The sequence below is a fragment of the Chitinophaga solisilvae genome (assembly GCF_009928525.1).
GTDB classification, from domain to species: domain Bacteria; phylum Bacteroidota; class Bacteroidia; order Chitinophagales; family Chitinophagaceae; genus Chitinophaga; species Chitinophaga solisilvae.
Genome location: NZ_JAABOK010000005.1, coordinates 472,610 through 495,518, shown reverse-complemented (window position 1 = coordinate 495,518; position 22,909 = coordinate 472,610). Strand labels below are relative to the sequence as shown.

At 49.0% G+C, this 22,909-nt stretch carries 25 protein-coding genes; all 25 read right to left on the bottom strand.

Going from position 1 to position 22,909, the window contains the following annotated elements; all coding sequences use genetic code 11:
• Positions 1 to 85: 85 nt before the first annotated feature.
• Positions 86 to 1,273, bottom strand: a complete 1,188-nt coding sequence (locus GWG06_RS13020) for a DUF2062 domain-containing protein (protein WP_235938313.1) — start codon at positions 1,271 to 1,273, stop codon at positions 86 to 88.
• Positions 1,274 to 1,633 (bottom strand): ApeI family dehydratase, encoded by a 360-nt coding sequence (locus GWG06_RS13015; RefSeq protein WP_160713698.1) that lies wholly within the window; start codon positions 1,631 to 1,633, stop codon positions 1,274 to 1,276.
• A 6-nt stretch (positions 1,634 to 1,639) separates the two neighbouring features.
• The gene (gene lolB2 / locus GWG06_RS13010; protein ID WP_160713696.1) at positions 1,640 to 2,263 is read right to left on the bottom strand and encodes a flexirubin biosynthesis protein LolB2; all 624 of its coding nucleotides are present in this window, start codon (positions 2,261 to 2,263) and stop codon (positions 1,640 to 1,642) included.
• A complete protein-coding gene (gene lolA2, locus GWG06_RS13005) occupies positions 2,241 to 2,873 on the bottom strand; it encodes a flexirubin biosynthesis/transport protein LolA2 (protein ID WP_127043608.1) in 633 nt (210 codons plus the stop codon). Before lolA2 ends, lolB2 begins: the two co-directional genes overlap by 23 nt.
• A complete protein-coding gene (locus tag GWG06_RS13000) occupies positions 2,866 to 3,645 on the bottom strand; it encodes a polysaccharide deacetylase family protein (RefSeq protein WP_160713694.1) in 780 nt (259 codons plus the stop codon). Before GWG06_RS13000 ends, lolA2 begins: the two co-directional genes overlap by 8 nt.
• The gene (locus GWG06_RS12995) at positions 3,639 to 4,706 is read right to left on the bottom strand and encodes a beta-ketoacyl synthase chain length factor (protein ID WP_160713692.1); all 1,068 of its coding nucleotides are present in this window, start codon (positions 4,704 to 4,706) and stop codon (positions 3,639 to 3,641) included. Before GWG06_RS12995 ends, GWG06_RS13000 begins: the two co-directional genes overlap by 7 nt.
• Positions 4,707 to 4,735: 29 nt before the next feature.
• A complete protein-coding gene (locus GWG06_RS12990; protein ID WP_160713690.1) occupies positions 4,736 to 5,932 on the bottom strand; it encodes a beta-ketoacyl-[acyl-carrier-protein] synthase family protein in 1,197 nt (398 codons plus the stop codon).
• Positions 5,929 to 6,192: a phosphopantetheine-binding protein gene (locus tag GWG06_RS12985; protein ID WP_127043612.1), complete on the bottom strand. Its 264-nt coding sequence runs from the start codon at positions 6,190 to 6,192 to the stop codon at positions 5,929 to 5,931. The genes GWG06_RS12990 and GWG06_RS12985 overlap by 4 nt, the downstream gene beginning before the upstream one ends.
• Positions 6,193 to 6,207: 15 nt before the next feature.
• Entirely contained in the window at positions 6,208 to 6,834 is a 627-nt protein-coding gene (locus GWG06_RS12980; protein ID WP_160713688.1) for a hypothetical protein, read from the bottom strand.
• Positions 6,827 to 8,083 (bottom strand): NAD(P)/FAD-dependent oxidoreductase, encoded by a 1,257-nt coding sequence (locus GWG06_RS12975; protein ID WP_127043614.1) that lies wholly within the window; start codon positions 8,081 to 8,083, stop codon positions 6,827 to 6,829. The genes GWG06_RS12980 and GWG06_RS12975 overlap by 8 nt, the downstream gene beginning before the upstream one ends.
• Positions 8,084 to 8,265: 182 nt before the next feature.
• Positions 8,266 to 9,327: a class I SAM-dependent methyltransferase gene (locus GWG06_RS12970; RefSeq protein WP_235938311.1), complete on the bottom strand. Its 1,062-nt coding sequence runs from the start codon at positions 9,325 to 9,327 to the stop codon at positions 8,266 to 8,268.
• Positions 9,328 to 9,439: 112 nt separating this feature from the next.
• Positions 9,440 to 10,576 (bottom strand): beta-ketoacyl-[acyl-carrier-protein] synthase family protein, encoded by a 1,137-nt coding sequence (locus GWG06_RS12965; protein ID WP_160713686.1) that lies wholly within the window; start codon positions 10,574 to 10,576, stop codon positions 9,440 to 9,442.
• 18 nt (positions 10,577 to 10,594) lie between these two features.
• The gene (locus tag GWG06_RS12960; RefSeq protein ID WP_160713684.1) at positions 10,595 to 11,017 is read right to left on the bottom strand and encodes an acyl-CoA thioesterase; all 423 of its coding nucleotides are present in this window, start codon (positions 11,015 to 11,017) and stop codon (positions 10,595 to 10,597) included.
• A 131-nt stretch (positions 11,018 to 11,148) separates the two neighbouring features.
• Positions 11,149 to 11,886 (bottom strand): hypothetical protein, encoded by a 738-nt coding sequence (locus GWG06_RS12955; protein WP_127043783.1) that lies wholly within the window; start codon positions 11,884 to 11,886, stop codon positions 11,149 to 11,151.
• Between the two features lie 7 nt (positions 11,887 to 11,893).
• Positions 11,894 to 12,319 (bottom strand): hotdog family protein, encoded by a 426-nt coding sequence (locus tag GWG06_RS12950; protein WP_127043784.1) that lies wholly within the window; start codon positions 12,317 to 12,319, stop codon positions 11,894 to 11,896.
• Positions 12,320 to 12,394: 75 nt separating this feature from the next.
• Positions 12,395 to 13,270, bottom strand: coding sequence for an LpxL/LpxP family acyltransferase (locus tag GWG06_RS12945; RefSeq protein WP_160713682.1), 876 nt, complete (start codon positions 13,268 to 13,270; stop codon positions 12,395 to 12,397).
• Entirely contained in the window at positions 13,270 to 13,527 is a 258-nt protein-coding gene (locus GWG06_RS12940) for an acyl carrier protein (RefSeq protein ID WP_127043786.1), read from the bottom strand. The genes GWG06_RS12945 and GWG06_RS12940 overlap by 1 nt, the downstream gene beginning before the upstream one ends.
• Before the next feature lie 191 nt (positions 13,528 to 13,718).
• Positions 13,719 to 14,942: a beta-ketoacyl-[acyl-carrier-protein] synthase family protein gene (locus GWG06_RS12935; RefSeq protein WP_127043787.1), complete on the bottom strand. Its 1,224-nt coding sequence runs from the start codon at positions 14,940 to 14,942 to the stop codon at positions 13,719 to 13,721.
• A gap of 34 nt (positions 14,943 to 14,976) precedes the next feature.
• Entirely contained in the window at positions 14,977 to 15,705 is a 729-nt protein-coding gene (gene flxB / locus GWG06_RS12930) for a flexirubin biosynthesis SDR family reductase FlxB (RefSeq protein WP_127043788.1), read from the bottom strand.
• A gap of 55 nt (positions 15,706 to 15,760) precedes the next feature.
• Entirely contained in the window at positions 15,761 to 17,299 is a 1,539-nt protein-coding gene (gene flxA / locus GWG06_RS12925) for a flexirubin biosynthesis tyrosine ammonia-lyase FlxA (protein ID WP_127043789.1), read from the bottom strand.
• Between the two features lie 194 nt (positions 17,300 to 17,493).
• On the bottom strand, positions 17,494 to 18,777 hold the full coding sequence (locus GWG06_RS12920; protein WP_160713680.1) for a hemolysin family protein: 1,284 nt from the start codon (positions 18,775 to 18,777) through the stop codon (positions 17,494 to 17,496).
• A 24-nt stretch (positions 18,778 to 18,801) separates the two neighbouring features.
• The gene (locus GWG06_RS12915; RefSeq protein ID WP_127043791.1) at positions 18,802 to 19,533 is read right to left on the bottom strand and encodes a ZIP family metal transporter; all 732 of its coding nucleotides are present in this window, start codon (positions 19,531 to 19,533) and stop codon (positions 18,802 to 18,804) included.
• A complete protein-coding gene (locus tag GWG06_RS12910; protein WP_127043792.1) occupies positions 19,530 to 20,108 on the bottom strand; it encodes a phosphatase PAP2 family protein in 579 nt (192 codons plus the stop codon). The genes GWG06_RS12915 and GWG06_RS12910 overlap by 4 nt, the downstream gene beginning before the upstream one ends.
• Positions 20,109 to 20,110: 2 nt before the next feature.
• Positions 20,111 to 20,854: a class I SAM-dependent methyltransferase gene (locus GWG06_RS12905; protein WP_235938309.1), complete on the bottom strand. Its 744-nt coding sequence runs from the start codon at positions 20,852 to 20,854 to the stop codon at positions 20,111 to 20,113.
• 2 nt (positions 20,855 to 20,856) lie between these two features.
• Positions 20,857 to 22,875, bottom strand: a complete 2,019-nt coding sequence (locus GWG06_RS12900; protein ID WP_160713678.1) for an LTA synthase family protein — start codon at positions 22,873 to 22,875, stop codon at positions 20,857 to 20,859.
• Positions 22,876 to 22,909: the final 34 nt, after the last annotated feature.

The window sequence follows — 22,909 nt, the reverse complement described above, 5'->3', positions numbered from 1 at the left end:
CGAAGAGCAAAGCGAATCAGGTATTAATATTCCTGCTGATCTTCGCTCTTCATTCGTAATTCGCAATTCGTAATTCGTAATTACTTTATTTATTTTCCTTCCTAAAAATGCTCAGTAATACATAACTTATCATCCATGCTGCCACACCTGCCGTTATAGCTAATGTTATGCTGCCAAGAATATATTGCAGGATGTTATCCCGGAAAGTGGCGGGTGTCAGCCCGTCTGCAAATACCAGGTCTTTGGCTGATTGTCCCATCCATATTTTCCCGGTGAGGAAGCTGGCGAACAGGATGAAAGGAGTTAGTGGCGGCGTACTGATGTGTGCAGCTAAAAATACCAGGGCTTTATTGAGCTTCAGCCGGATGGACAGCACCATGGCTACCAGCAGCTGTGCCCCCCAGATGGGAACAATACCCATGAAAACGCCGAAGCCGATGGCTGCCGCCTTTCTGGCATTGGATTCTCCGGATTTCAATACTTCTTCCCGCCACATCTTCTTCCAGTTTTCTTTCTTCAGGAGGAACAGGAGAAGATCGCGCGGTTTGATATATAATAAGGTGATGAGTACCAGTACAGTGTTCAGCACACTGATACGTGAAAAATCGCGGAACGGCCGGAAGTGCGATACCCGCTCTTCTGCCGGCGGGTAGTAAACTTTCACCGGCGTCCATTCTATTTTAACGCCTTTCCACGCGCTGCGTACCAGCACCTCTATTTCAAATTCATACTTTGTACACCAGAAGCGCATGTTACCCATGCGGCGCAGCGGATACAGGCGGTAGCCCGATTGTGTATCCGGGCCTTTCAGGCCGGTTTCTACATAGAACCAGAAGTTGGAGAATTTGTTGGCAAAAGTATTTTTGCCGGGCATATTCTCTTCCTGCAGGTTGCGTGCGCCAATTACCAGGGTTTCCGGATGGGTGCCGATCATCTGCAGCATTCCGGGCAGATCGGTGGCGAAGTGCTGTCCATCTGCGTCCATCGTGATAACATAGTCATATCCCTGATCCATAGCGTACCGGAAGCCACGGCGCAACGCAATTCCCTTACCACGGTTAGGGTTATACGAAACGCGCTGCAGCTGGGGATACTTCTCCAGAATATCCTGGGTACTATCAGTAGCCCCGTCGTTCACTACAATCACATGGGAGGTGTAGGACAAAGCGTCCTGCAGCACGCCTTCCAGCGTGGAGGCGTTGTTGTAGGTAGGTATCAGCACCGCCGCGCGGTGCTGTTCAAAATGTTCGTTATGTGTACCTTTCGTTGTCACTTACTTAAAGATCCCCTGGAATTTCATGAATGTGGTCGCCTCGTGCTTCAGTACGGCGTTGACTTTCAAGCCGCCTTCGTCTTCCTTGTAGTTCACAGTAATATCTACCTGTGGCTGTTTCACCGGATCTATCATATTCAGGAATTTCATCTGGCTGGCTTTCTGCAGCTGTACTTTTTTCTGTACAGCTTCTTCCAGTGTTTCAGTAATGATCTGCATCATACATACACCGGGTACTACGGGCTGATCCGGAAAATGCCCCTGGAACACGGGATGCGCAGCATTCAGTGCAATGGTGGCGCTGATCTGTCCTGCATCCTGTGTAGTATTGGCGCTGTTATAGAAGTTTCCTTTCAACATAAGATATTATTTTTTCTCCACACGTTTCATGGAGATATTAAATGTAAAATTCTGATGCGCAATCCGGATACTGTCCGGTACGCCATCTTTGTAATCCATCATCCATACCTTTACCACAGGCTTGCGGACGGATGATTTTTCAATACGTTCCAGCTTCGTACAACCGCTATCCGTTATATAGTAGTTATTTCCCTTTTCAGTAGGTATCACTACATAACGGTAATGGCTATCCGCAGCCAGGTACGCCTGTTGCATGGGCTGCTGCAGCAGTACCAGTGCAAAATCCTGGCGCAGTGTTTTCACTACTGCCTTTTTATCCATCTTCGGCAGCAGGTAGTGTTTGGTAAAGTTTCCCTGCCGGTCAAATTCAAAATCGAAGAATTTAAAACCCATCTCATTGGCGAATACTACCCGCAGGCTGCTATCCGGCATCTGCTTAAAAAACAGCAGTCCGCTCAGATGATGCCGCAACACATTTACCTGCGTGCTGTACAGCGTGGAGGCAAACTGTGGCCGGAACTGCTGAATGCAGTTTACATCACCGGAAACCGGCCGTAATCCTTTGTATACAGACGTGCAGCTGCCGAACAGCAGCACGGCCAGTATGCTATTTAGCCACAAATACCGCATCCGGAATGTTTATATTCAATTGCCTGTGCAGAAAGCTGATGGAAGTATCATCGCCGGAAGCCTCCTGCATAATGATTTTTGCCACGCCATAATCCTGTTTATCTACGAGCAGTACAATAGTTTTAAAATATTCTTTCATCACCTTGTTCACAGGTGTCATCTCCAGCCGGTACTGCTGGCTGCTTTCAGCCGCTTTTACCGTAAAATCAGCATTATCCAGCACCGTACCCCGCACACAGTCAACCGTAATTCTGTTGATCTGTTCAAACAGTTTATTATTCTTTCCGGATACTTTGCTTTCTTTCTGCGCATCTTTAATGCGTATATCTTTTCCGTTGATCACCAGCAGATAGTAGGAAGGCTGCAGGTATTCCATCCGCACTTTATTATCTTTCTTAAACCAGAATTTCCCTTTGGACGTGATCTTATCGGATAACATGCTCAGGTTTTTCTCCTGGACAAAATCGCACTGGATGGTTTGCGTCTGCTGTGCAGCCTTTGCAAACTGCTGCTTTACGGGAGCCAGGTCAGCCACCGGCTTAAACCCTGACTGTGCCTGCAGCTGCAACGTCAGCAACATACCTGAAAATAATATGATCCATTTAAACATAAGCTGGCACATTTAACATTTTATCCATTCTTTCCAGTTGGTATCCTTTTTCCCGGATGCCTGCAATGAGCTGTGGCAGTATATCGGAAGTAATCTTCATGGTATCATGCAGCAGTATGACCGCACCGGGATGCAGCTGATCCAGGATCTTCTGCAATAAAGTATTTTCATCTTTTGCCACGGTATCCATGGAGCGGATGCTCCAGCCTACCGGCAGATAGTTGTTGGCTTTGATAGCGCGGGCCAGGTTGGGATTGGTGACGCCGTACGGCGGACGAAACAGGCGCGGCTGCAGGCCGGTAGCGTTGATCGTCAGCGTATCCATCCTTTCCATATCTGCTCCCATGCTTTTGCTGCCGTACATATCAAACCAGAAGTGATGCGAATAGGTATGGTTACCTATGACATGTCCTTCTGCGTGTATGCGTTGGAGTAAGTGGACATTTCCTTCTATATTTTTCCCTATACAGAAGAAAGCCGCCTTCACCTGTTGCTCCTTCAGGATGTCCAGCACGCGGGAGGTATATTGTTCCGACGGGCCGTCATCAAAGGAAAGCGCTACTATTTTTTCACGGATATCTGCTGCGCAGATGGTTTTTATGAAGAAGTCGGAGCGGATGTTCATCGCGCCTCTTACATAAAAGGGCAGCAGCAGTAATACCGGCACTGCAAAACTCCACCACGGCACTGCATACAGACCTGAGAGCATCAGGGCCAGCAACATAGCTATGCTACCGATGATGATGATATTTCCTGTTCTGTTATTCAGCATGCCGTGAGTAAAATCAGGGAATGGTGGGTACCCTGATGATGGTTATACAATAATATTTTCCGGAGACGTTCCGGCGCTTTGCCGTAGAAGGCAGCAGCAGCGGGTACTGCCTGTTCAGCCATCATGCGGTTGGCCATCCACAGCCCGAAAGCAGTGGCAGTAGGATATTCGCCGCACAGGTGCTTGAAGCTGGCTTCCGCATGGTCCGGGAACAGCGCGGCAGCTACTTCTTCATACATTTCATCCTGATCTATATCTCCGTTTCTGCCGGTGAGCAGCAGGTCTATATCTGCAGGAGTACAGTCGTTATCTTCCAGGAATTTAACGATATGGCCAATCACCTCTCCTTCCCACATGGGCTTGTAGAGCGTGCTCAGTCCGGTGACAGCCGCAGCGGCATGATCTCCTTTTTCCATACTGAGTGTAAAAAAAGCGGCGCCTTCCCCGGCGATAGTACCGCGGGTAGGGCTGTTGAGCAGCTCCATGGTTTTCACCGGCGCTTTTTTATAGAGGCCGAAACGGGTTAAAATATCGTGGCTGTAGTTGGTAATTTCGTCCAGACCACCTGCCAGCACATGCTTTGCGCTGCCTTCCTTCAATATCATGATAGCATCGAGCAGGCTGTTTTCAAAAGAGAAACCGCGGTGAACGAAGGTATTGTTATAGGCGTTGCATCCCAGCAGCAACGAGATCTGTCCGCCTACAGTATTGTGCGTGGATTGTATAAACGCAGTGGGCGTCAGCATTTCCTCCTGCTGGTTCACCATTTTGGTGAGAAATACGCCTGTATCGTCCAGGCAACCGTAAGCGGTACCGGTGATAATGGCGTCGGGCATGGCTACACCAGCTTCTTCGAGGCTGAGATTCGCTGCGCCTACTCCCATTTTCACTACCCGGCTCATTCTGCGGATCTGCTTTACATCGATCCATTGCTTGTAGTCAGGATCTACGGTAGCCAGCCGCACCTGTTCGTATTCCCGCAGGCTGGCCAGCAAAAGCCCGCCTGTCGCAGTTTCCTGCGGAGAAATACAACCAGAGCCGTTTATATAGATGGGTGACATATCAGGTTTTATCTTTTTAAAGCTCTTTGTTAATATCCGGAGAATACCAGGCTGGAACAGTTACCGCCGAAACCGAATGAGTTAGACATCACGTGATGTATGTCATTATGTTCGGAATAAGCTGTTGCCGGCGCAAATGGTAATTCTTTCATCTGGTGCTCAAAGCGCGCATTGGGATAAATGATCCCTTCCTTCACGGATAAGGCGGAGAAAACCGCTTCAATACCGCCGCTGGCGCCCAGCGTATGACCGGTAAATGATTTTGTGGAGCTCATGGCCGGGAAATGCGGCGCAAAGAGCCGGTTGATGGCAATACCTTCGGAAACATCATTGTTCTGGGTACCGGTGCCGTGCAGGTTGATATAACCAATCTGCTGCGGTTGCAGTCCGCTCATATCCAGCGCGCCTTTCATGGCCAGGTAATTACCGGTGCCATCGGGCGAGGAGGCTGTCTGATGATAGGCGTCGTTGGCATTGGCAAAGCCGCTGAGCCTGCACCAGGGATGCAGCTGCGCCGCCAGGCTGTCTGATACCAGCACCACATACCCTGCGCCTTCGCCGAGATTCAGCCCGGTACGGGTATTATCGAACGGGCGGCAGGCTGCCTGATCCAGGATCATGAGGGTATTGAAACCGTTGAGGGTAAAGCGTGTCAGCGCATCAGTACCGCCGGCAATGACTACATCCACGATGTTGTTGCGGATAAGCCTGGCGCCATACATCAGCGCATTGGCGCCCGAAGAGCATGCCGTGCTGATGGTAGACACATGATGGCGCACTCCCAGTGCATCGGCTACCAGTTCGGTAACGCTGCCGCACTCGTGATGTACCACCTGCTGCAAACGTCCGCCCCTGGCCGTATCCGGCAGGAACTGCGTAAAGAAGTCTTCGGTTTTATCCATACCGCCAACGGTATTGCCTGAAACAAAACCCACCCGGTAGGCAGAGATATCCTGCAGGCCGGACGACTGCCAGGCTTCCCTGGCAGCGATGAGACTCAGTAAGGCAGTACGGCTGATGTTTTCGGGCATACGTGCCATGTCTGCCAGCGCGTCGTTATCTGCTTTCACTTCCGCTACCGGAAATGTGTTACGATGTACGGACGACAGGTATTGCATGGTGGTCATGCCCGGCTGCATAGTCCGGAATGACTGCAGGCATTCCCGCAGATTCAGACCTATACCGCAGATGACGCCGCCGCCCGCTATCCACACTTTTTCACTCATGCTTTCGCAGTTTGTTGAGCCGTAATAAATTCTGCCATGGAACGGATAGAATAGAATATTTCAGGTCCCTGTTCCGGGTTGGCAATACGGATGTTGTAATGTTGCTGCAGCAATACGATAAGTTCCAGCGCATCAATAGAATCCAGGCCCAGTCCTTCCTTGAACAGGGGCTGATCGTTACTGATGCTTTCAGGTGTTACTTCCTGCAGGTTTAATTGTTCAATGATCTGTTTCTTCAGATCCTCCATCAACTTTTCCAAAATGGTATATTTTAATTATTTGTTCTTGTCATACAATGCAGCCAGGTTCGCCGCTGTGAGCGGCAGTGCCGGGCCTGCAGGTGTCCATTCTGTGAGGAACAGGGCCACTTCATACTGATTGTCCAGCACTTCTACCCAGCCCGTCAGGCAAGCCTGTAAAGGCGTGGTTGTCAGCAGCTGCGCAGGATAGGCGCTCATCAGCTCCACATCAAAGGCATCTGTCACAAAAAAAGTATTCTCTCCTTTAAAACCGTGCCGGATGCATATTTCTCCCATTACAATGTTGGGAAGCGTATATACAAACAGCGCCGGGCTGGGGATATCCTTTACAGTGGCATAGTAGCGGAAATCAGTATCCAGGCTGGAGCTTCTGTTGGCGAGTACCATGCCCACCGCTTCCGGCGGCAATGTTTTCACCGGATTATCCTGCAGTAATATTTCTGCTGCCAGCCATCCCAGCTTACCGAGAGCATCCATTTTATGAAATTTGGGATACTGTCCGGAAAACCGGTCGTAAGCTGCCCGCAGCCATTCCTGCAATTCCGGTGTCCCTTCCGCTTTCCAGCGCAGTTCTCCGTTCAGGTAAATGCTGTTGTGGCGTATGATACAACTGCCTGTAATATATGCTTCCGCGCTATTCAATCTCTGAACTGCTTTTTAATTTTTCTGTTAATTCTATCGTTCTGGCCAGTCTTTTCAGCGCAGTATCGTGGTTTTTCACGAACGGGTTTGACATATCCCATACGTAACCGGCGAGTACGGAGCAGATCTGGCCTTTGATCACCGGATCCGCATCTTTTTTGAAGAAGATGGTATCCAGGGTCCCTTCATACCAGGCCATTACATAAGAGCGGAAGGTATTCACGCCCTGCATGGTAGGCTCCATATATTCTTTTTCCCAGTCTACGTCTTCTCCGCGCAGTTTCCGGATAACGAGCTTTGCGGCTGTCTGGCTGGAAACGCAGGCCAAAGTTACGCCAGAAGAGAAAATAGGGTCCAAAAATTCTGTTACGTTACCTGTCAGCACAAATCCGTCGCCATAGAATTTATCGGTGGTAGCGGACCATGACTGCAGGATACGGGGTTCAAATACCAGTTCCACATCGCGGAAACGCTCCCTGGTATAGGGTTCTGCTTCCAGCAGGGCGCGGTATTTTTCTTCATCCGTACCGGGATAGGCGTCAAAAAATTCGGGATCACCCACGAAGCCCACAGAGGTAACGCCGGTGGAGAATGGAATGATCCAGATCCAGACGCCTTTTTTATGTACTACTGCGGTAATGCGGTTAGGCTCGTCTGCCATAGAGCGGCGTTCGTCTACGGTATGTGCAAACAGGGCTTTGCGCGGTTGCAGGTTAGAATTTTTTTCCAGGTTGAAGAGGCGTGGAATAACGCGGCCATAGCCGCTGCCGTCTACAATAAAGCGGGCTTCGATCGTAGATTTATTACCGGCGGTATCTTCAATAGTTGTGACAGAATCGCTGCCATTAAAGCGTATATCCGTTACCGTTGTTTCATAGGAAACCGGTACGCCCATTGCTTCTACGGCATCGGCCAGCGTTTTATCGAAGTCTGCCCGGGTCACCTGCCAGGTCCATGTCCATCCGGGGGTATACTGTTCCTGAAAGGTGAAATCACACAGTGCATCACCTTTTACGAACTTGGCTCCGTACTTCTGTTGAAAGCCTTTGGCTTTGATAGCATCAATAAACCCTGCCTCTTCCAGCGCATCCATACTACGTGGCAGGAGACTTTCCCCGATAACAAAACGGGGAAACTTCATCTTCTCTACAATTTTCACCTTGTAGCCCGCCTGATGAATAATAGAAGCCGCAACTGTTCCGGCAGGTCCCGCACCAATGACTAACACATCAACTTGTTCAGTTTTCATACGGAAAAATTTTTAGGGGAATTAATTATTTAAGATGTGGTTATTTGGTTATTTGAGATTTGATTATTTGAAATGCAGCGAAGACAGTAGCGGAATATTTAGCTTGTGTATCCGCTGCTGTCTTCGCTGCATTTCAAATAATCAAATCTCAAATAACCAAATAACCACATCTTAAATAGGTTTTATTTCTTTTTGACTTTTAAAAGCGTATAATTCAGTCCCATCTTGTTATTCTCTTCTGTTACCACCAGTGCGGCGTTATCGATGCACTGGAAGAAATCGTCGGTATGGTACATCTGGCTGTTGCCGTTTGCCATGGCGGTAAAATACAGGGATGTCTGCTGCAGGCAGAAGGCGGCAGACTTGAACTGCTGGCGGTTCCAGAAAGGTTCCAGGATGTAGATGGTACCATTGTCGTTCAATGCTTCGCGGCAACGGGAGAGGATGGAAACTATTTCTGCTTCCGAGAAGCAGTCCAGGAACTGGCTCATCCAGATAGCGTCAAAACCTGTAGGGAAAGGGATTTCCTCATGCAGGATGTTGGCGATATGGAAGTGCACCCTGTTTTCAACGCCCGCCTCTTTCATTTTCTGTTGTGCAATATTTGCCTGACCGGGAATATCGAAGATGGTTACTTCCACTTCCGGGTCTTTGGCAGTGCAGGCCAGCGCCCACTTTCCGGTGTTACCGCCTATATCCAGCAAACGTTTGGGGTTGTTTTCGAAAACAATATCCAACGCGCCGGGAGTAGCGAGATCAGAATAATAGTGGTCGAAGTCGAACCAGCTTTTACCTACAGCCGGCGGCAGTAGTGACAGTCCGGGATAGATTGTATCCCAGGGGCCCAGTTCCTTCAATCCTTCGGGTTTACCTTCCTTGAGGCTGTCCTGCAGATGATACATGCCTTTATAACAGATATCCTGTGTAAAGTCCATGTTGATGCGGGTCAGCTGATCGTGCAGAATGAAATAACCGGTTTTGGTGAGGGTATACTTTTTATCATTTACGATTACCAGCTCCATCCCCAAACCAGCTTCCAGCAATACTCTTACTGCATAGCGGTTCATGTTGGTTTTCTCCATCACCTCTTCTATGGTAATACCTGCCGATCCGCTTTCGCTTACTGCAGTCAAAATACCCATATCACGCAGCGCCCTGGTGGCCTGAAAGGCTACCGGAGCAAAAGCCAGCCATAATGCGGCTTCCTTGGCCTGTAATGCTGTTTTAGTTTCTTTATTAAACACGAATAAATGATTTTCTCTATTTGGAATGCCCCGTTTGGGGGGATTTAATTACGAATTACGAATTGCGAATTACGAATGCTACATTCGTAATTCGCAATTCGTAATTCGTAATTCATAGTTTGCTTAGTATCATAGCTGCGTTACAGCCTCCAAATCCTGATACGGTTTTCAGGAAATGCCTGGAGGGCTGGTGGCGCAGGGTGTTGCTGATGTTGACTGGCATACTGACACCGGGGGTTTCGAAGCCTTTGGTGGGTAGTATTACGCCGGCGCTGGCCGCCTGCATGCTGATGATGGTTTCTACCAGGCCGGCAGCGCCCAGCGTGTGTCCGTAGAAGCCTTTGAGGCTGTTCATGGGTACGTCGGCGAGGCCTGCGTGGTGCAGTGCTTTAGCTTCCATTTCATCATTATAGAGGGTGGCCGTGCCGTGAGAGGATACAAAACCTATATCCGATGGCGTGAGGCCGCTGCCCTGCATGGCTTGCTGCATGGCTGTTGCCAGCTCAATGCCGGTGCGGGACGGGCCGGAAATATGATTGGCGTCGTTGCTGACAGCGCCTGCTCCCAATACAAAAGAAGCGCCTGCCGGGTCCTTGGTGAGGACTACTGTGGCGGCGCATTCCCCCAGGCTGACGCCGGTGCGGCCGGCATCAAAAGGCTTACAGGGTACAGGGCTTACAGCCTGAAACGATTGAAATCCTGATAATACAAAACGTGTCAGCACATCGGCGCCGGCTACCACCACATGGTCATACTTCCCGGCAGCAATCAGGCGCTGACCGGTAAGAATGGCTACCAGACCTGATATGCAGGCGCTGCTGATGACAATGGGGGTATTGACGGCGTTAAAATACGCGGCTATCTTTCTGGCAGCAGCGGATAACTCCAGCTCCTGCAACGGGGGCCTGCTGCCTTCCGGCGCCTGCTCCAGCAAAGCAATGTTTCCTTTGGTGGTGGAGAGGAGAAAGCCGGTGCGGGGGTCAGACAGGTGGATGGATGTATGCTGCAGCGCTTCCGAAACGGATGCGATGATCAGCTGTTCAAATTTCGTGTAGTCATGGATGTTATGACCGGCAATGGCGGTCTGCAGCTGTGCATCAGACATCATAGCCCCGTAAAAAGGCGATGATCCGAATGCAGCATCATCATGCAATCCGATACCACTGCTGCCTTTCAGCACCTGCCCGAAATTCTCCCGGGTAGTATTGCCCAGCGGTCCCACAATATTATCAGCTACTACAAATACCATAAGTCGGTCTGCGTTTGACTACAAGTTGTTAAGATATTTTCTTTTCCATTCACTGAAGAAAGCCGGCGTAGTCAGTTGCAGCGTAGAAGTTTCCCTGTCAAGGAAAACCTGGATCGAAGATCCTTTCGCAATTACTTCTCCCGTGCCGGCATTGGTAAGCAGGTATTCAAACTTGATTTTTGCAGCCAGGTCATCCACGAAGGTAGTTGCTACCTTTACACGGTCGCCGTAACGCAGTGGACGCTTGTAATCACACTGTATATTAACCACCGGCACCGTATATCCGTGTCCGGCAATATCCAGGTAACGCAACCCGTATTTCTCTCCGAAAGCCTCTCTTCCGTCTTCAAAATACCGTACATAGTGGCCGTGCCATACTATGCCCAGCGAATCTGCTTCATTAAACTTCACCGGAAATTCGGTGCATTCGGTTAATACCATATTCTTTATTTGAAAATTTTATTATTTTATTATTTGAGATGTAAAATGCAGCAAAGGTTGTTGCAGATATTCCGCTATTATCTTTGCTGCATTTTACATCTCAAATAATAAAATAATAAAATTTCACCTGATTAGCTTTTCTTCTTTGGCTTCTTTGCCGCTTTAGCTCCATCCTGTGCAATAGCTGTTTTGCCTTCTTTCTTTGGTGTTTCTTCTACCGGATCTTTGGCGTCAGCGTATTTTTCCTTCAGTTTTTTGTAGTCATCGTCGAAGTCTTCCAGGGCTTTGTATACGGAGTAGGCCCAGTAGTTACGGAAGCCGAAGCCTTTGGCTTTACCGGTGTAGCGCTCGGTGAGCAGTACACGGCGGCGGTCCATATCTATCAGGGTGATGTACATGGAAGCTTCGTTGGCTGTTTTATTGAGGCCTTCCATTACCACGAGGGCGCCGATACCGCTTTTACCGCCAAAGTCGAAGCCTTTCACGAGTGTGCTGATATCTTCCGGTTTGAGGCGGCTGCCGTCAGATACGTTGTCAGTTTTAATGTTATCCTTGTTGATAGCGGCGTTGCGTTTGTTGACGAGGCTGATATCATAGGTAACTTTTTCATGATGCAGGTTGCCCGGAACATCATATTTTTTAGGTTCGTTGACAACCACCTGATTGATACCTGCGAAGTGGCGGTCTACCGCATCAGCGGTATTAGCGCCGGCATCGCCGATGAGGCGCGCCTGTGTGAAATCCACACCCAGCCAGGTAAAGGAAGAATCGGAATTGTCGAGGAAATTTTTCAGTTTCTGCGCCCTGGCGTTGGTGAGAAACAAGCTGCAGGCGATTACTGTCAGCGTTAAAAATTTTCTGGTGTGCATAACAAATTTATGTTAGGGGATTGATGAATATTTTCATTTCACATTGTGCCATCACTCTGCCCTCATACATGACCTTACCGGTGACCATGGTGGCGTTGAAAACTTCGCTGCCGATGACGGTGGTGGTTTCTATCATCTGACCTGCCGGCGGCAGTTCAAATATTTCCAGGTCTTTTACTGCACCGATGAAACCCAGTGGTACCGGCGTATTTTCCTGCCGGGCAATATAGCCGATACGGGCGGCGGCGGTCTGTGCTATGTTTTCCATGAGTCCCGGAGGGGTCAGCACGCCATTTTCCACGAAGATGTTATCCGGCGCAATATGAAGCCCGGTGCGGGTAAGAGGCCCATCCACTTCCAGTATGCCGCTGATCATAACGATCGGGGTACGTTGTGGTATATACGCAGTAATATCATCTGAATGAATAAACATCGTCACAAGTTATGATTAAGAATTAAATACGAAATAAACCGAATTATACGACATTATTCACAGTAAAAACACGGATTATTCCCAAAAATCGTAATAATTGAACCATTGGGCCGGGTACCGGTGAATCTTTTCTTCCAGAAGGGACACAAAGTCGTGTAAAGCGGTTTCCACACCCTGATTGCGTCTTCCGTGGTACTGACGGGGTTCTGTGGCGTAAAAATGGTAGTGCGTGGCTGATTCCTTAAACGCAAAAACTACGCATACAGGCACCCTGAAAGTAGCCGCCAGCAGGAAAGGGCCCATCGGAAAGCGGGCATCAAGGCCCAGCAGGGGCGCTGTTACCGTTTTATTTCCGGGCAGAAAGCGGTCGGCATGCATACACACCAGCTCCCTGTTGCTCAGGGCTTCGTTGATGGCATAGATATGTGACAGATCATCTTTAATCACGATGATATTCACATTTCTGTCGCCCGTAACAGCGGCCAGATACTCCTTGATACGCTGATGTTCTCCATCGAACATGACAATATTAATGCGTGTCTGCAGCCGCTTGAACAGGTGCCCGGCTACTTCCCAGTTCCCCAGGTGCGCGCTGAGGAGTATCCCTCCGCGCCCGCCGCTTACCATCTCCCGGAGATGATGCTCACCGTCAAAATCGAAAGTGAATTTATTGGCCATATCCGCCATCACCACAATCTTGTCTATCAGCGTCTGGCCAAAAATATAATAGTTGCGGTACAGATTGACTAACGAGCGCCATCTGCCATAACCTATTCTTGTATGAAAATATTGATAGATCGGTCTGGAAGAACTCCAGGAGAAAATAAAATAATAGCAGGCCACAAATCTCAACAGAAAATAAGCCGGATAAACGCCTCCATAGCGGAGAATAAAAATGAAAATGCCGTATCCGAGCTTATTTCCCTTAGACTTTCCTTCCCAGGAAGGCATTATACAAGTTCTTTTTGCTGAACACGAGCAGTTACATAATCGTAAAAGTCCTGGAAGGTAACAATAGCCTGAAAATCTTCCGGTTTTACCTTAAATCCGAAGTTATCTTCAATTACTACCACCATGTCAATGTAATCCAGACTATCCAGATCAAGCGTGGATTTCAGGTTTGCTTCCGGTGTGATCTCTTCAGGGTTTGCTTCAAACTCCTCCACCAGAAATTTGTTCGTAACAGTTATAATTTCCTTAATGTCCATAAAAAGTATAATCAGATATAGGTCGTTTTACAATAAGTTGCGATTACAGTCATATTCTAACCGATCCTGATTTCAGTTCCAAAGTTAAAATATTTACGGATTTAAACGATTTGTGAATTTACGCATTTGCCGGGCAGCGTATAACTACGCATTTTCTCAGTTGTCTGTTCACTATCGCCGGTATCGCTGGTTTACTCCCACTTTTTTACAATCAGGGAAGAATTGGTTCCTCCAAATCCGAAAGAGTTGGATAAGAATATATTAAATTTTTTATCAATCGTTTTGGTCGCAATATTCAGTTTGGCGGCATCGTCGTCCGGATTCTCCAGGTTGATATTCGGCGCAATAAAATCGTGCTGCATCATGAGCATGGAGTAAACGATTTCACTGGCGCCGGCCATCCAGCATTCATGGCCGGTCATGGATTTGGTGGAGCTGACATAGGGCCGGGAGCTTCCGAACACTTCGTTGATGGCACGGGCTTCGCTGGCGTCGCCGGCTGGCGTGGAGGTGGCGTGCGCATTGATATACTGGATATCGGCTGCACTCAGGCCTGCGTCCTGCAGGGCGATCTGCAGAGAGCGCACCGGTCCCTCTACGGTAGGGTTGGAGATATGGCCGCCGTTGGAAGAGAAGCCGTAACCCAGCACCTCCCCCAGGATGGTAGCGCCTCTGCGCTGAGCTGATTCCAGGCTTTCCAGGATCACGGTGGCAGCGCCGCCACTGGGCACCAGGCCATCGCGGTCGCGGTCAAACGGACGGGAAGCCCTTTCCGGATCACCTTCTCTCACGGAAAAAGCGGCGATAGCATCAAAGTTACCCATCGCATAGATATTCACTTCCTGCGCGCCGCCACATATAACGGCGTCCTGCATACCATTGCGGATAAACATGTATCCCAGCCCGATGGCATGGGAACCACTGGCGCAGGCGGCACTTACGGTGAAATTCACGCCGCGCAGCTTGAAAATGGTGGCCAGGTTCATATTCACGGTAGAGTTCATGGTCTGAAACACAGATCCGGAGCCTACCAGCATGGTATCTTTCTTCTCCCGCATAATATCTGTAGCTTCCACTACAGGTCTGGCGGAACTATCGTTGCCGTATAAAAGCCCTACGGGAGTTTTGTCTATATAGTCCTGATCCATGCCCGCCTGGGCTAACGCCTCGCGGGTGGCCATGTACGCAAACTCGGCCTGCTCCGGCATCATCAGCCTGGCACGGCGGTCCAGCATGCCTTTCAGCTCCGGACGTTGGATGTAACCAGTCAGGCCGGAACGGTAACCGAATACTTTTCTTTCGGGATCCAGCACAATACCGGATTTCCCTTTATACAACGAATCTCTCACTTCCTGCATGTCCTTTCCGATGCAGGAGTAGATTCCCATTCCAGTGATCACTACACGATTCATCATGTGTTGCGGCTTTTAGCTGTTATAGCTTGTATAATCAGGTGTGAAGGCCTCCGTTGATATTCAGCACTTCACCGGTAATATAACCTGCAGACCTGGAAACGAAGAAGGCTACGGCATCAGCCACCTCTTCGGCAGTACCGAAGCGGTTCATCGGCACCTGCGCTGCCAGCTCCTTTTCATTGAGCGCTGCGGTCATATCAGTTTTGATAAATCCGGGAGCGATGGCATTTACGGTAACACCCCGTTTAGCCACTTCCTGCGCCAGCGCTTTGGTAGCGCCAATAACGCCGGCCTTGGCGGCGGAGTAGTTGGTCTGCCCCGGCAATCCCTTTATCCCGGAAAGAGACACCATGTTGATAATTCTTCCGTAACGTTTCAGCAGCATACCGTTCAACACCTGCTTGGTAACATGATAGAAACCATTCAGACTGATGTTCAGCACATTATTCCACTGCGTATCGGTCATCCAGAACATCAGGGAATCTTCCCTGATACCGGCATTGTTGACCAGTACTTCTATCTGTTGCTCTTTGTTATTTTCTACCCAGCTGCCCAGCACCTGCTGTACTTCGGCGGCATCGCCTACATTAAACTGTAAAAGTTCGCCGGTACTGCCTTTGGCCTTTACTGCCTCCAGTGTTTCCTGTGCGGCTGCTTCATTGCCTTTATAGTTGATCAGCACATGGTATCCCAGTTCGGCCATCTTTATACAAATCGCTCTTCCAATGCCGCGGGAACCTCCTGTGATTAAGGCACATTTCATATGAATTCCAGATTATGGGTTACGAATTCCGTTCTTGCAAGATGATTGACCGGTATTAATACATCTTTACCGGCTCATGACTCATCAGGTATTCCTTAATTTTCCTGAGGTCCTGGTACATGGGACTGTCCTCAATAAATTTAGGGAAAATTGCCCTTACTTCGCTGTATATCTTATGGGAGAAGCCCGCCAGCCTGTCCTGGCAATTCAGGTAATCTACGGCCTGCAGCACAGTCAGCATATGAATGGCCAGTACCTGAAATGCATTCTCAATCACTTTATGTGTGATGATCGCGGCATTGCAGCCCATACTCACAATATCCTGGTTGTCGTTATTATTCGGGATACTGTGCACATACATCGGGAAAGACAGGGTCTGGTTTTCTGCTACGGTAGATGTAGCCGTAAACTGCGCTCCCTGCATACCGAAGTTGAAACCCAGCTTACCGAGGTTCATGAACGGCGGGAATTTGTGATTGAGTTTTTCATTCAGCAGATAATTCAGCTGGCGTTCTGCCAGCATAGACAGGCGGGTGATGGCAATCTTCACCTTATCCATTTCCAGGGAAACATAATCTCCGTGGAAGTTGCCGCCATGGAACACATTCTCCAGCTCATGATCCACTACCGGGTTATCGCTGACAGAGTTCAGCTCTTCCACAACCAGTTTTTCCGCGTGGACAAGCGTATCAAAAACAGGTCCCAGGATCTGCGGAACACAGCGCAGGGAGTAGTATTCCTGTACTTTATCCTTGAATATTTCTTCTTCCAGTTCTTTGTAAAGATGTTCAGGGCGGTGACGCACCATTCTGCTGCCCTGCAGCACTTCGCGCATTTTCGCCGCCACCGCGTTCTGGCCGGTGTGGCTCTTCACGGCATTCAGTTCGGCAGACAGGTGATCGTCGAATGCTTCCACGATTTCATTAATCATGGCAGACAGCGTCACGGACCATCCCAGCAGCTGCTTGGCTTCTATCAGGTTTACCAGCCCTACGCCGGTCATGGCGGAAGTACCGTTGATGATGGCCAGGCCCTCGCGGATGTGAATACCGATAGGTTTCAGCCCCAGGCGTGCAAATACTTCTGCCGTAGGCTGAATTTTATCTTCATATAATACTTCTCCTTCGCCGATCAGTACCAGCGCCAGATGTGCCAGCTGTACGAGGTCGCCGCTGGCGCCCACGCCGCCGTGTTCAAACACACAGGGATATACGTTTTTGTTGATAAGATCTGTCAGGAGGTGCACTACTTCCGGGTGTATGCCGGAATGCGCCTGCATAAAGCTGCTCAGACGCGCAATCATCAGCGCTTTGGTGTGCAGTGGTGACAGGCATTTGCCTGCGCCGGTGCTGTGGCTGCGGATCAGGTTATACTGGAGCTGGAAGGTATCAGTATCGGATATCCGGTATTGTGCCATAGGTCCAAAACCTGTGTTGATACCATAAATAAGCTTTTTCGCAGAGAATTTTTTCAGAAACGAAAAGCTGGTTTCCACCTGCTGTAATGCCGCTGCTTCCAAAGACAGCTCTTCTCCTGCAAAAAGAACTCTGTACACTTGATCCAGCGTCAGCGACTTACTTCCTAATACAACCATTTTATATTAAATTAAATATTTATTTATTAAAAAAAGTGCTCAAAAATAGTACAAAGATGGATTTATTCAAAAGCAATTAGTACCAGTTATCCGGCCTGGCATTACAGGCGGCATGACAGTCGTTGCACTCTTCGATACTCTTATTGGCGTTGGGGTATCTTTGAATCTGAATACTTATTACCAGGTTTTTCGGCTTAAACCACTTCCGGAGAAGGTGTTACAAGCACTTTATCAATACGGTGCGCATCCATGTCCATGATTTCGAATTCAAATCCTCTCCAGGAAAATTTCTCGCCTGTTTTCGGAATATGTTCGAGATGATGTAATATAAATCCGGCTAAGGTATCAAAATCCTGATCAAATTCCGCCATCCAGTCTTCTTTATCAAATTCTGCCAGGAAATCGTAGAACGGAATCTGGGCGTCTACCAGCCAGGAGCCGTCATCGCGCAGTACCATTTCGTAATCGTCGCTTTCCTCCGTCTCTGGCATATCTCCCACAATTGCTTCCAGTATGTCGTTCAGGGTAATCATCCCCAGGAAGGTGCCATACTCATCCACAATAAAAGCGGCATGGATATGCGTTTCCTTAAACTTTTCAAGTACCTGGTAGGCGGTATTGTTTTCGGGTACGAACAGCGGCTTCTTGATAATCTGTGCCAGCGGAGTACCTTTTCCGGCCACGGCATAGAGATCCTTGATGGAGATAACGCCTTTTATACTGTCTATCTGGCCGTCGCAGACGGGGTATACAGAATGCAGGCTGCTATGGATCTTCTGCTGGTAATCTGCCGGGGTTTCATTGATATCCAGCCAGGTAATATCATTCCTGTAGGTCATGAGCGAGGTGATGTTCCTGTCGCCCAGGTGAAATACACGTTCAATGATTTCCTGTTCTGTTTCCTCGATGGCGCCGGAGGTGGTGCCTTCGCTGATGATCGCTTTGATTTCTTCTTCCGTCACCTGCGAATCTTTCGGCTGCAGGTTGAATATTTTTACCAGGAGGTTGGTGGAGGCGCTTAACAACAGGATAAACGGGTAGGTAAGCCATGACAGGAGGTACATGGGCTTCGCCATGGTTTTGGCGATGGTTTCCGGCCTGGACATGCCGATGCGTTTGGGCACCAGCTCTCCCAGTACCATGGAGAAATAGGTGATAACCACTACAATGATTACAGTAGCAATGAGGTTGCTGTATGCTTGTAAGGCAGGAAACTGATTCAGCCAGGCGATAACATCGGTTTTGATATTTTCGCCGGAGTAAATACCCGTCAGGATGCCGATCAGGGTAATACCGATTTGGACAGTAGAGAGAAAGGTGTCCGGATTGTTAGCCAGCTTTAATGCGGCTTTTGCTTTTTCATCCCCTTTATTAGCCAGGTGCTCCAGCCGGACTTTGCGGGCCGAGACCAGGGCAATTTCCGACATCGAAAATATGCCATTCACTAAAATAAGGATGAGGATAATGACGACTTCCATGATTCAAAGTCTAAAAATAAAAAATTATTCAAATATCAGGGTAAGAAATGCCAGCAGGAGCCCTGCTCCTATTGCCAGCACCTTTCGGCTGCTGAGTTCATGATGTTTGGTGCCACTTTCGTAAAAGATAGTGGTGGAAATATGCAGGAAAGCCCCGATAACCAGCGCCACCACATATAACAGGTAATGCGACACAATATTGAAGCGGCTGCCCATCCACCCTGCCAGCAGTGCAGCCACCGGGGTGACCACGGCAAAGAAGAGCAATATGCGCCATAATTCCGGTTTCTGCTTGTGTGCATGCATCATTACGGTAATGAGGGTCAGGGCCTCCGGTATTTTATGCGCCGCCACACCCAGCATCAACGAAGGTAAGGCGGACTGGTCCTCGTATTGGAAGCCCAGCGGTATACCTTCCATGAACGCATGGATGGAAAGCCCCAGCAGCAGCGGTGTGACCGCAATATGATGATGGTGTTCCCCCGGCAGGTGCGTGTGACCATGTTCCATACCGTGGGACAGCTGCTGCAGGAATACCTGCAGAAAAAAGCCCAGGGCAATGTAGATGCCGGCGGTATGGCCCAGCTCATGATACACTTCCGGCAGGAGGTGCATGATGGTGATACCGAAAAGGAAAGCGCCGGTAAATGCCAGCAGATAGATGGTAAAATTGGCATTCACCCGCCTGATAGTCATGGGAATGATTCCACCGGCCAGTGTTGCCAAAAAAATAAGTATCAGATAGTTCCAGTTCATGACGCAAATTCGGATTCCAGTCTTATGCGGCGTTGAAAGAAACTACCGCTCAGCAACCCGATAAAAAGGCCCAGCAGTGCGCCGCCGGTTACATCCAGCGGGTAATGCACGCCTACATATACCTGCGCATAGGCAATAATAGCTGCCCATGCAAAAAACAACCAGGTATACCGGCCAAAAGCTGATTTTAAAGTTAAGAAACAAAATGTAGCCAGCGCAAAATGATTGGCCGCATGATTAGAAGTGAAACTGCCGCTCATAGGGCAATGTACCACCAGCACCCTGGCATAGTGCGACACCAGCGGGTCCCTGCAGGGCCGCAACCGCCCCAGCGCCTCCTTGATGTACAGGCTGCTCTGATCTGCCAGCCCGAAGCACAGCAGAAAGAACATGATCCAGAAAAGTCCCTTCCAGCGGTAATTGATAATGACAAACAGCCCCAGGAACAAATACAGCGGCGCCCAGACATAGGGTTCCCGTACAAAGGGCAGGATTACATCCAGAAAGGCATTATGCCATTGCCCGTTGATATGAAAGAACAACCGCAGGTCTTCTTTTAAAATACGTTCAAGCATGGCTATGGTTTTGTTGCAATGATAATCAGCCGCGGCGACCGCACTTCATCATAGCTGTTAAAATGATAATCGCCGAAAACTTCCTGGATCACCAGCCCCTGTTTGGCGAACATCTGTTCAAAATCCGCACGGGTGAAGGCATTTACACTTTCCGCAAAAGTAGCGCGGCGCATCAGCGTCTTATCCAGTATGCTGATCTTCTTCAGAAATTTTTTGTCTTTTATCTCCCGCCGGATATCAAACACCACATTATCTTTCTCCTTTACCTCGTCGTATACCAGGTGGGAGGCTACATAGTTGCTGTTCAGGTAATCGAGTACCAGGCGGCCGCCATGTTTCAGTGCGTTGGTGAGCGTACGGAGCGCATTGTCATTGTCGCGCTGCGATTCAAAATAGCCGAAGCTGGTGAAGAAATTGAAGACGATATCGAAATAATTCACCCGGAAAGGTAAACGCATATCATGCTGAAAGAAGCTCAGGTGTTCATTCTCCATCTTCCTGGCGATATTGATGCTTTCGATGGACAGGTCGATACCGGTTACATCGTAGCCTTTATCGGCCAGGTACCGGGCATGACGTCCCTTTCCGCATGCCACATCCAGCATTTCCGCACCGGCAGGGGGCTGCAGGTATGCCAGCAGCTTATCAATGAAAGCAGCAGCCTCCTTTTCATCCCGGTTGTTATACAGGAGATGATAATAAGGAGAATTAAACCAATCTTTAAACCAGCATTTATCTATATCCACGGCTATTTTTTATTATTAAACATCAAATATCGCGTGCTTTCGTAGAAGGCACGTGTTAAATTATCCAGATTTTTTGCAGTATCAGGTTGCTGTGCCTGCACATTCTTCAGCGGGTCGCCCTGCAGATCGTATAAGGCAGGTGTATTGGTACTGAAATTTATCTCGTACAGGTAACGGTCGCCTATTACTGCATAATACGGCTGCTGATTACGGATGTACGTCATAAATACATATTTGTTGCTTGCGTAGGCAGTATCAAACAAATTTACGCCCAGCGTATAGTTTTTGTATGGCATTCCTACCATACCTGCTACTGTCGGGTAAATATCCAGCAGGCTGCCCGGAGTGTTCACTACCTGCGGCTGCAGGTGACCGGGCGCATACATGAAGGCGGTTACATGCACCCCGCCGGTGGCCAGCTGATATTCTGGCAGCGGCATAAAGGTGTACGGATTCAGGATACAGTTATGATCTCCGAAAAATACAAATACGGTGTTATCAAGATAGCCATCCTTGCGGGCCATATCGATCAGGTGTCCCACATTATAATCTTCATACCGCAGTGCATTGAACTGATCGATGGACACGAAGCCTGACTTTTTGAACTTCTCCATGTCAATATCTTTTTCCGTCAGCTTTTTAAAGTCGCCCGCGCCGCTGGTAGTAGTATACGGCGGGTGATTGTCTGCCAGCTGCAGGAAGGCGATGAAAGGCTTTTTCTGATCGTTCTCAGCTTTGAACATTCCGCTGGCTTCGGTGATGAGGTCATAGTCCGAGATCCCCCATACATCGGCCTTGGGCGATTTATACATGCCTTCCTCGTAGATGCGGATGCCTTCCACATTATTGGTGAATACCGCGCGGATATTGGCCCAGTTGGTATTTCCGCCGAGGAGATACATTTTTTCATATCCTTTGAACTGATCCATGACAATCCGCTGATCCAGCATTTTGGGATGACGGCTGGCGGTCTTTACCGCTGTTATATCCGGCAGTCCGGTAGTGACGCCGAACACTGTTTTGGCAGTGCTGATGGCCGGCACATAAAAATTGCGGAACAGCACGCCGCTGTCGGCCAGCCGCTGCATATGGGGCGTTGCCTGCATGGGATTGTTATACATGCTGGTGGGCGCTGCGCCGGTAGATTCCAGCATCACCAGTACCACGTTGAGGCGGGGCCTGGAAGAATCTCCGGGGAAGCTGCGTACAAAGTTCAGCTGAGCTGCATCCGGCTGGTCTACCTTCAGGTATTGTGCGATATATGGATAATACTGTTTTGTTTTTTCCAGGTCGAAAGTATCTCCTTTCACGCTGAAATTGGAGAAGAAATACAGGATAGGGTTCAGTCCCAGGCTGGTAACGCCGTTATCGCGGGTGAACATAGCCTGGCTCCAGCGCAGCGGGAAGTAGGCGAAATTAGCGTAGATACCGGCACCGATGAGCAGGGTAAGGCCCGTCACATAGCCGGTAAAAGGCCAGTTGCGCAGCAGGATTACCGGTTGTGCCGCAAAATGGTTCCAGGTGCGGCGTTGCAGGCGATGTAACAGGAACAGGAATACGAAAATAGCCAGGGTACCACGTACCACAGGATAACTCTGCCATACCATGCGGGCGTTGTCGGCCCGTTCTCCTTTCGCCAGAAAGCGAAGTATGGAAGGGTCCAGGCGTATGCCGAGGTAATCGTAATGTCCCAGATCGAGTATATATAATAAGGTCAGCAGGGTAAATACCAGGAACAGGTAGATAAACACGCCCCGGCGTATAGCCTTTGACGTAAACAGGCGGTTACGGGCGATGACGGCGGTAAGCGCCAGCGGGATGATGAGTATCAGTGCCAGGCGCAGATCAAATTTCAGGCCCAGGTACCATGCTTTTGCAATAACAGCGCTGTCGGTGATGGTAGTTTTAAAAAAGAAAAAATAAAAAATAGCCCTGAACATCACCATCAGCAGGAAGAGATAAAGCGTTTGAACAAACACATAACGAATATACCGTGGTACATTCTTCCAGGAGTATTGCATGTAACGTATAGCTGTTTTTTTAAAAGCGTAGCTG